The organism is Shewanella holmiensis (assembly GCF_025370255.1).
Lineage (GTDB): Bacteria > Pseudomonadota > Gammaproteobacteria > Enterobacterales > Shewanellaceae > Shewanella > Shewanella holmiensis.
In genome coordinates this window covers 21221-29978 of record NZ_JAMTCD010000035.1, presented here as the reverse complement: position 1 = coordinate 29978, position 8758 = coordinate 21221, and the positions used below count along the sequence as shown (strand labels likewise).

The 8758-nt window shown below is 39.8% G+C and carries 1 protein-coding gene; it reads left to right on the top strand.

All coding sequences use genetic code 11. From position 1 onward, the window contains the following. Positions 1-42 precede the first annotated feature (42 nt). Positions 43-8745 (top strand): T1SS-143 repeat domain-containing protein, encoded by an 8703-nt coding sequence (locus tag NE535_RS17585; protein ID WP_261299884.1) that lies wholly within the window; start codon positions 43-45, stop codon positions 8743-8745. Positions 8746-8758 lie beyond the last annotated feature (13 nt).

Genomic DNA, 8758 nt, shown 5'->3' with positions numbered 1-8758 from the left:
TTAGGCCATAGCCTGACCTTAACAGCCATAGTCAATGGCGGTGTGTGGCAGCTCAGTCCCCAGGATTTATCCAGCTTTGATGATGGCTCGCTTAACGTTACCGCCAGTGTCGAGGATACCGCAGGAAATCCAGCAACAGCCACTACAGCGACTCCCGTTGATACAACGGCCGAAATAACCATCAAAATTGAAGATGATAATGGCTTAATTAATCACACTGAGTTATCACATATAATTATTTCTGGTACTAGTAACGATATTGAAATTGGTCAAGTTGTCACAGTAACTTTAACTGATACATTAGGGAATACGGTTAATATTAACACCGCCATTTTAGCTGGCGGTTTCTGGCAGATAACAGCTCAGGACTTGGTAAATGCAAACTTTGCCGATGGTATTTTAACTGCCTATGTAAGTGCTTTTGATGTCGCTGGCAACCCAACTAGCGCCACAACACAAGCCGTTATCGACACTCTAAGTGCAATCGACATTGATACAGGGTTAAACGGCTTTGATGTGGGTTTATTCATGTACGGGGTACAAAAACAACTTTCTGGCACAACCAGTAATGTGGAAGTTGGTCAAACTGTAACATTAACCCTAAGTGATGGGAGTAAAACAGTCACCCTAACAACACAAGTGCAAGCTGATGGTAGTTGGCAGTTTGATAATATTGACGTTCGTGGTTTGAATCTTCAGAGCAACTGGCAGTTAGATGTGAGCGTTGCAGATATAGCGGGAAATACAGCTATTGATAGTATGCCGACGCTTGATTTACCTGCAGGGGTATATCTTTATGAGACAGTACTCAATGTGCTCAACCAAACTCGTACAGAAGTCAGCTTTGATATTCAAAATGCCGAACTCACCATAGCCAATAATCAGAGTCACTTACTGCAACAAACCTCAAATGGTCAAAGTTTAAATATCATTATCAGCGCCGATGGATTGTCATTTCAAATACATCGTGATGGCGACAATGCCCTTGTAATGGAAGCCTTATTAACTGGCACCGAGTTATTGGTCACTTTATTTGAGCCTCTGGACAAAACGAGTAGTGCGAACTTATCAACTTTAATCGCATTACAAGGCGTTCAAACGGACAGCGATGGTACATCCGAAACAATTATTACCTATGCCATTTTACATATTCAAGATACCGCTGAGCTTGCGATTAATGATTTCTTTGAAGCTACGGAAGCAAACATCACAACTGGCTCGATTACTGGTAATGATTACACCATTGAAGGGCCGTTAGTCGTCGATACCATTATTTTTAATGGTATCGAATATACCGTTGCGTTGGGGGCGCCTGCAATAATTGATACAGGCAAAGGTATTCTTACCGTGTTAAGCACGGGGTTTTGGCAATTTGAAGCAGCCAGTAATTTAGATAACTCAATAATACAACAAGTTGTTTTTGATTATGAAGTTATCGATTTTGATGGAAGCCGGGCTACCGCGACAAGCACCATAAACATCAACGATGGCATAAGTGGCACCATGAGTGCACAAACATATACCCTACAAGAAAATCTATTCTCTCAAACGAAAACAGAAGTACAACAATTCACCATTCAAGCCGGTTCCGATACATTAGTGGCGAATTCCGTTGTCTTTGATAGTAATCAAATTGCGCTGTTAAATGAGTTAAACTTGTCTTCTAACGGGGTAACACTACAGTTTAGTTTATCTTTAGATGGTAAGACCCTAAATGCGACAGCAAATGGGACCATGGTATTGAGTATCGATTTATCGGCAATCAATAATGGTGACAATGTTGAAGTAACCACCACATTAAATATTTACCAACCGATAGATCATAATTCGAGTGATAATATCACCTTAAAAACCCTTATTGACGCAATAGATCTAGATGGTACGCATATCGCACTGGGTCAGCTTAACTGGCAAATACAAGATGGCAACAATCCCCAAATAACCAATATTAGTAGCCTACTATTCGATGAATCAACGCTTAATGGCTTGCCAATTGTGCAAAATGGTCAATTTGATATACAAATTGGCAGTGATCTAATAACCAATCTTGGCTTTAACCTCAACCAACTGCCTAGCCTCACAGCAGGTGGCGTAATAATTGAGTACCAGTTATCAAATGATGGCCTGACACTCACAGCCCACAGCGGTAACATCAACAATCCTGTATTCATAATCGACATAGATCCCAATTGGCAAAATAATAGCAGTACATCAGGCCATCCGTACCAAACCACTTTGTATCGTCCTTTTGATCAAATCAATACGGAACTAGTCTCCTTTGGCTTATTGATTACTGATTTTGATGGCGATCCCACAACCGCGACATTAACCATGACGGTGCTTGATGATACTCCTGGCAGTATTAATGATATCAATATCGATATCAGTGAATTACCCACTGTCACATCTAATGTTAATAATCGTGTAGAAACCACCATTGCAATTACTGCCAGCGGTGACCCAATTGTTAACATTTTATTTTCGGTTCAATCTGGCAGCACAGTTATTGATACTAATGGCAATGTTTTAACTCAAAATGGCCAACAAATAGTATGGGCATTATTTAATAATGGTGCTGTAGCCGAAGGTCGCTTAGCCGATGGCACGGTTGTCTTTAGAATGAATCTGCCGGATAACATCAACATTGATGCTAATACCTCAAGCCATGTGAGTTTTTCAATGCGCTTATTGGGGCCGATAGATAACCTAACAGGCGATGGTACTTTTACAACGATTATCGCTGGAATAACGGCAATTGATAGTGATAATACTCAAATCAATGCCGCAATAAATGTCGATATATTTGATGGTAAACACCCTTCTCTACCGACTCAACTGACAATGAACATCGATGAAGGATTATTAATTGATAACACCAAAGTCAGCACAGTAGGACAACTTGCAATTCAAGCGGGCAGTGACGATGTCACCGCATTTTCACTCGCTGACAATTTTAATTTCGGTAACTATAGTAGTCTTGGGCAAACCATTGTCCTCAGTGAACAAAGCGATATTAATAATTGGTATAACGCAATTAGGACAGGTGATAATGGTATTGTTTTTAGAGTTAGATTTAACGCTAATGGACAAGTTGAGTTTGAACAGTTTTTATCAATAGACCATCCGCAAGGAAACAATGAAAACACCTTAACAATGAGCTTTGATGTGTTTGCTACAGATGCCGATGGCGACATCACTAATAACCAAACCATAAACGTAATTATCAAAGATGATGTCCCTATCGCAAAAGACTCCACTTTAACGTTTACAGAGGGCCGAGAAGAACAATATAGCATTACATTGTTCAATCAAAACCAGCAAGGTGCGGATGGCGCATCGGTAACAAAATTTGTTTATGGGGGACTAGAATACCAAGCTGGCGACACAGTAGATTTATATACTGATACCGGTGAACGTTATGCAACGTTAGTGATCAGTCAAAACGGTATAGCGACAGTCACAAGTCATATTTTTGATTATCCATTACCGTTATTTAGCGAAGTGATTCCTGTTTATGTTACCGACAGTGATGGTGATACGGTGATTGATAACTTAACTATTATTGCTAAAGATCAAACAGGATCCATTAAGGTTTTAAACCCTCACTTTGTAGAAGATACCATTGGCGATTTGCGTTTAGCAGCTTTTCCTGGTGATCTTGATGTTGGAGAGGCGATACTCAGTATCGTGATTACCACTGCAACCCTAGGTGGTGGCACCTTAACATTAAACGGCGCGCCGCTTCCTAAAGACAGTAATGGTAACTATATTTTGCAAGATGATGATTTATACATAGATGACATCACAGGCATAGCAATACCCAGTGGTACATTACAATACCACCCTGCAGAAGATGAATCCGATGCGACCAGTGATATTAATATTGAATTTACAGTTAATATTAATAATAAACCTCCAGTTACCACGACGGTTGGTATCAGTATCGAATCAGTTGCCGACGCCCCTATCTGGCAAGAAAATAGCCAATTTGAATACTCAGTTAATGAAGATTCAGGCAATTTTGATATCCACTTAGAAGCAAGCTCAAAAGATCTCGTCGGCAACGATAGCCAAGGTTCTGAAATACTCAGCTTCAAAATTACTAACATTTCATCAGGTTTAACCTTACAAACCATTAATAGTAACGGCCAAACAATTAATATTACTGACGGCCAAAGCTTGAGTGCAGCCGAGCTAGCAAATCTCAAAGCCATTACGGGTGATAATTTAGCAGGACAATTTACTTTTAATGTTCAAGCAAGCACTACAGAGCCAGACAATGGCGACATTAATTTGGGGAGTGTTGAAACCGTTACAATTAATGTTAAGCCTATTGCTGATACTCCAACATTAATTACTCGAGATATTAACAGCATAGAAGATAGTGCTATTTTACTCAGTAGTATTATCAGTGGGGAACTCACCGACAATTCAGGCTCAGAATCACTATATTTTGAATTTACCTTGCCAGACGGTTGGTCACTTGATGCTCCATCAGCAACAAATTTGGGCAATGGTGTGTGGACAGTGTCAGCGGCAGATTTAGCCGCCACCCCACCAGCAACTCTTATACCTCCTGCGGATGTAAGCTCTGCAAATTTCGGTGTGTTTAGTATTCAAGTTCGAAGTTTTGCTTTAGAAACCACCCAAGATGGTATCGACCCTAATGATACTATTATATTACCTAACCCACATTATAGTGAACCACAAACGCTCACCATCCATTTATCTGGTGTGGCAAATGATGCACCAACTATTGCATCTGACTCATCAACTTGGACCATTGTTAATGGCAACATAACCAATGTAAACAGCCTATACGAAGACAATGATATCCCTCTAGATTTTACAATTATCAGCAGCGATATCGATGGCTCAGAGTCATTAAGTATTCGTATTATGGGACTACCAGATGACGCTAGCTTTGTTAATTCAAATGGAGAAACTGTCAATTTAGCCATTATCGGCTTTGAGGCTAATCAACCCATTTACAGTGTGACCTCCGAACAGTTATCTGCATTATCTATTCGACCACCAAAAGATTATAGCGGGCCGCTCAATTTAGTTCTCTTCATAGAAAGTACTGAGCTCGATGGAGATAATGCAGAGTATCAACTCAATTTAAATATCAACATTAGACCTGTAATAGATGAAACGAGCAATACGCTCAAAACCCTCAGTAGCGGACGAGAAGATCAACCAATCGTATTGAATTTGCTGCCCGCATTATTAGCGGATATCGACGGAAGCGAATCGGTAACAGGTCTTATTATTCAATCTTTACCAACGGGAATGGTTTTACTGTTAGATGGTTCACAAATTATTGTGGGTGTGAATGGATTAGATTTATCGACACTAACCGATGAGAATAGCCCAACGTTACTTGATTTACTACAATCGGGCCGAATTGCAGTGTTACCGCCACAAGATGCTGATGGTGTGTTTCATCTTGATGCCATTTATGAAATCACTGACAGATCTGAAAGTGGTCAAACAGAAGTTACCAATATTAACACCCAACTAGATGTCAATGTCGATGCAGTTGTCGAAGTTATAACTCGTTTCCAGCTAAATCAAAACGCCATTACCAGTCATGATGGTTCTCCTATCACATTAACCAATGAGGTTGTGTTTTTTGATGGCGATATAGATGGTTCTGAAACCCTCCAATATATTGTCATCACTATGCCAGAAGCGGATGGCTGGTTTGTTACTCACCCTAATGGCGCTATCCATGATGGTGACGGCCGCTGGTTAATTCCCAATAACAACTTAACAAACGATACAACCCAAGAACAATACTTAGCCATTTTGGACGGCATGACTATCTCTAGCGATCATGCCACCCAGTTGGCCGCGATTACGATTGAAGCGCGTATACTAGACAGAGATGATGCAGATGTTATTTCAACGACCTTATTGGTTACTTTTACCCAACCGACATCGAACTCTCAAGCATCTAACGTCAACACACTGCAGCTAGATACTGTTGATGCCACTGAAGATCAAGTCATTGATTTTTCAAGTCACTTTAATAAAGTGTTAACTAATGATCCTAACGACATCATCAGTTTTCGAATACTCGCGAGTGACTTACCTGAAGGAGGCTATTTCACCGGCAGTGATGTCATAGCTTTATACGACAGCACTGGGCAATACATTATTGAATACGTCTTTACTTCAGCATCTTTAGCTAATTTGCAATTGCACAATATTAGCGACAACTTTTCCGGGGATATGGTTATCCCAATTAGAATTATTGCTACTGATAGTGCCAGCGGCGATACCTTCTTAGATGACAGTCAAAGCATCGATATTAATATTACCCCTATTGCAGATACAGTTGAGCTACAAAGTCAATTGAATAGCATCAAAGAGGATACCCCTGTTCCATTAGGACTTTCTTTAATATTTACGGATCAAGATCTGTCAGCACAAGATGGCGGGGTAGAAAACATAGTACTAGGTGATAGTAATCAAGCGTTCAGTATCACTTTACTCGATGGCGGAAGTATTATTGATCCATCCGGACTATTTCAGCTGCAAGTTGGCACCACTGACACATGGGAATTTACCGGTACAAATCAAACTGCTTTTCACGCCTCATTAGCGTTATTACAGTTCTCACCGCCTACACATTTAAGTGGTAATTTTAGAATACAGGTTTCAGGAACCATTGATGATAGTGCCGACATTGACGGCAATTTAGTTCATGATTACAGCGCCTTTAGCGACACGATAACTATTTATGTAGAGCCAGTAACAGACAGTGCCAACATCCCTAATAATCCCCTTCAAATTACAGGTGAAGAAGATTCTGAAATCGCTTTATCTGGATTAAGCAGCAGTAATGTTGGCTTAATTGATCAAGATGGTTCAGAAATCATTTATATGACGCTAAATGGTTTGCCAGAAGGGGCGACCGTTTTTGTTCGTGGTGCTGATGGAACATTACATATTTTACCAAACAATGGCCCAGATGGTGGCCAGCTAAATGGTCAGCCCACATTATATTGGACAGTTAGCGTAGAGCACCTAGATAGCTTAGTCATTAAACCGCCACAGAATTTTAATGGCGATCTTCCTTTAACACTTAATATTATTACCCAGGAATTAGGAACCAATGATTTTGTCACTACCTCGACCAATATTCTTGTTGGCGTTACGCCTGTTGCTGATGGTGCACAAATAATCCAAGAGCCTGCCAGTAATTTGAATTTTATTGAAGGAGAAATCATTAGTGTCGACTTCCATACTGAATTACTGGATTTATCAGGCCATGAACAAATGCAGGTAGACATTACCATTACCTCATCACAAGCCTCGGCATTAGTGGATTTACAAGGTATTCAAATAGGTAATCAATATGTTGCTTTGGTCCCTGATGGAAATGGTGGATTTACGGCATCGCTTGTTATCAATGCGAGCAGTTTAACCCACTTAGATATTTTACCTGGTGACTTAGCATTCGGCACTCTGCAAGTCAGTATGGATATTAGCAGTATTGATAACGCACAAGTGCTTGGAACATCACAAACATCAATTAGCACCGCACAAACAGTGAGTTTTGATGTAGAGTTAACCCCTGAGGTTGATAGCCCGATCTGGACCTATTTGGAAAATGTCATTAGTAATACCCCAAATGCAGTCTTGCTTCAAATAGAAGCTGAATTACAAAATCCAGCCCCTGGTGAAGTAGGGCAAGTGATCATTTATGATTTACCCAGCCATTTAACTTTATCAGCAGGCAGCCAAAATGGTGATCACTGGATTATCGCTTTAGATGAATTAGCTGGATTAACCATATTAGGTGCCAGTAATGGAGAAAACTTTAATCTGCGCGTGGTAACCCAGGCCACACTCAATGGCGAAACCGCTACTGGTGACATTGAAACCATCAATGTTGATATTAATACAATGAACCCAGCATCATCATATCTGCAACATACCGAATTGCGTGATTGGCAATTGGACATAATACATACCATGCATGAACGTATGATGCATGAACATCAGCGAGATTATAGTGGCGTAGTGCGTTTCGGCAATGAAGAGTTTGCATCATTTAATACAAATACAGTGAACTCTATTTCGGCATTGTCTTTAGATTCATCCATGCACGTATCAAATATGACTAAAGACGAACCATTTAGCTCTGAACCAAATTTAACGTCATCAGAGTCAACCTTTTTTAGCTCATCGCTGCAAAGTGATTCTGTACAAGCAGATTACATATCAATTGGAATTGTTGAACTCAAATTACCAAAATACGGCATCACATTACCGCCAGATCTCCATACCTTATCTATAGAGCCAATAGCAGATATCGATAATAGCTTAGCACCTGAAGCCCTCTTGGTTAATTGGAGCCTATATAATAAAAACATGAGTATCGAATTGCCTCCTCATCCATCTGAATCAATTTCTGAGTTTAATATTGAAGGTAAGATTGTTTTATTGCCTGAACAGCAGCAATTACCAGGTTTTGGTTATGTCGCACCAATATTAGCCAAACCAAGCTCATTAGCATCAAATGAGGAATCATTTACCTCTGATAAATTTGAAATAGAGCAACTTGAAATAGAGCAACTTAGTGCTGTTATTAAACAATCTATACAACAATTAAATCCATACAACTCATTCTCACTGCAAGAAAACACAAACAACTTAAGTATTGATACTGCTGATAATAATTTAGATGAATTAAACCAATTAATGCAACAACAAGCATTGATTAATAGTTAAGGAAAACCAGCTT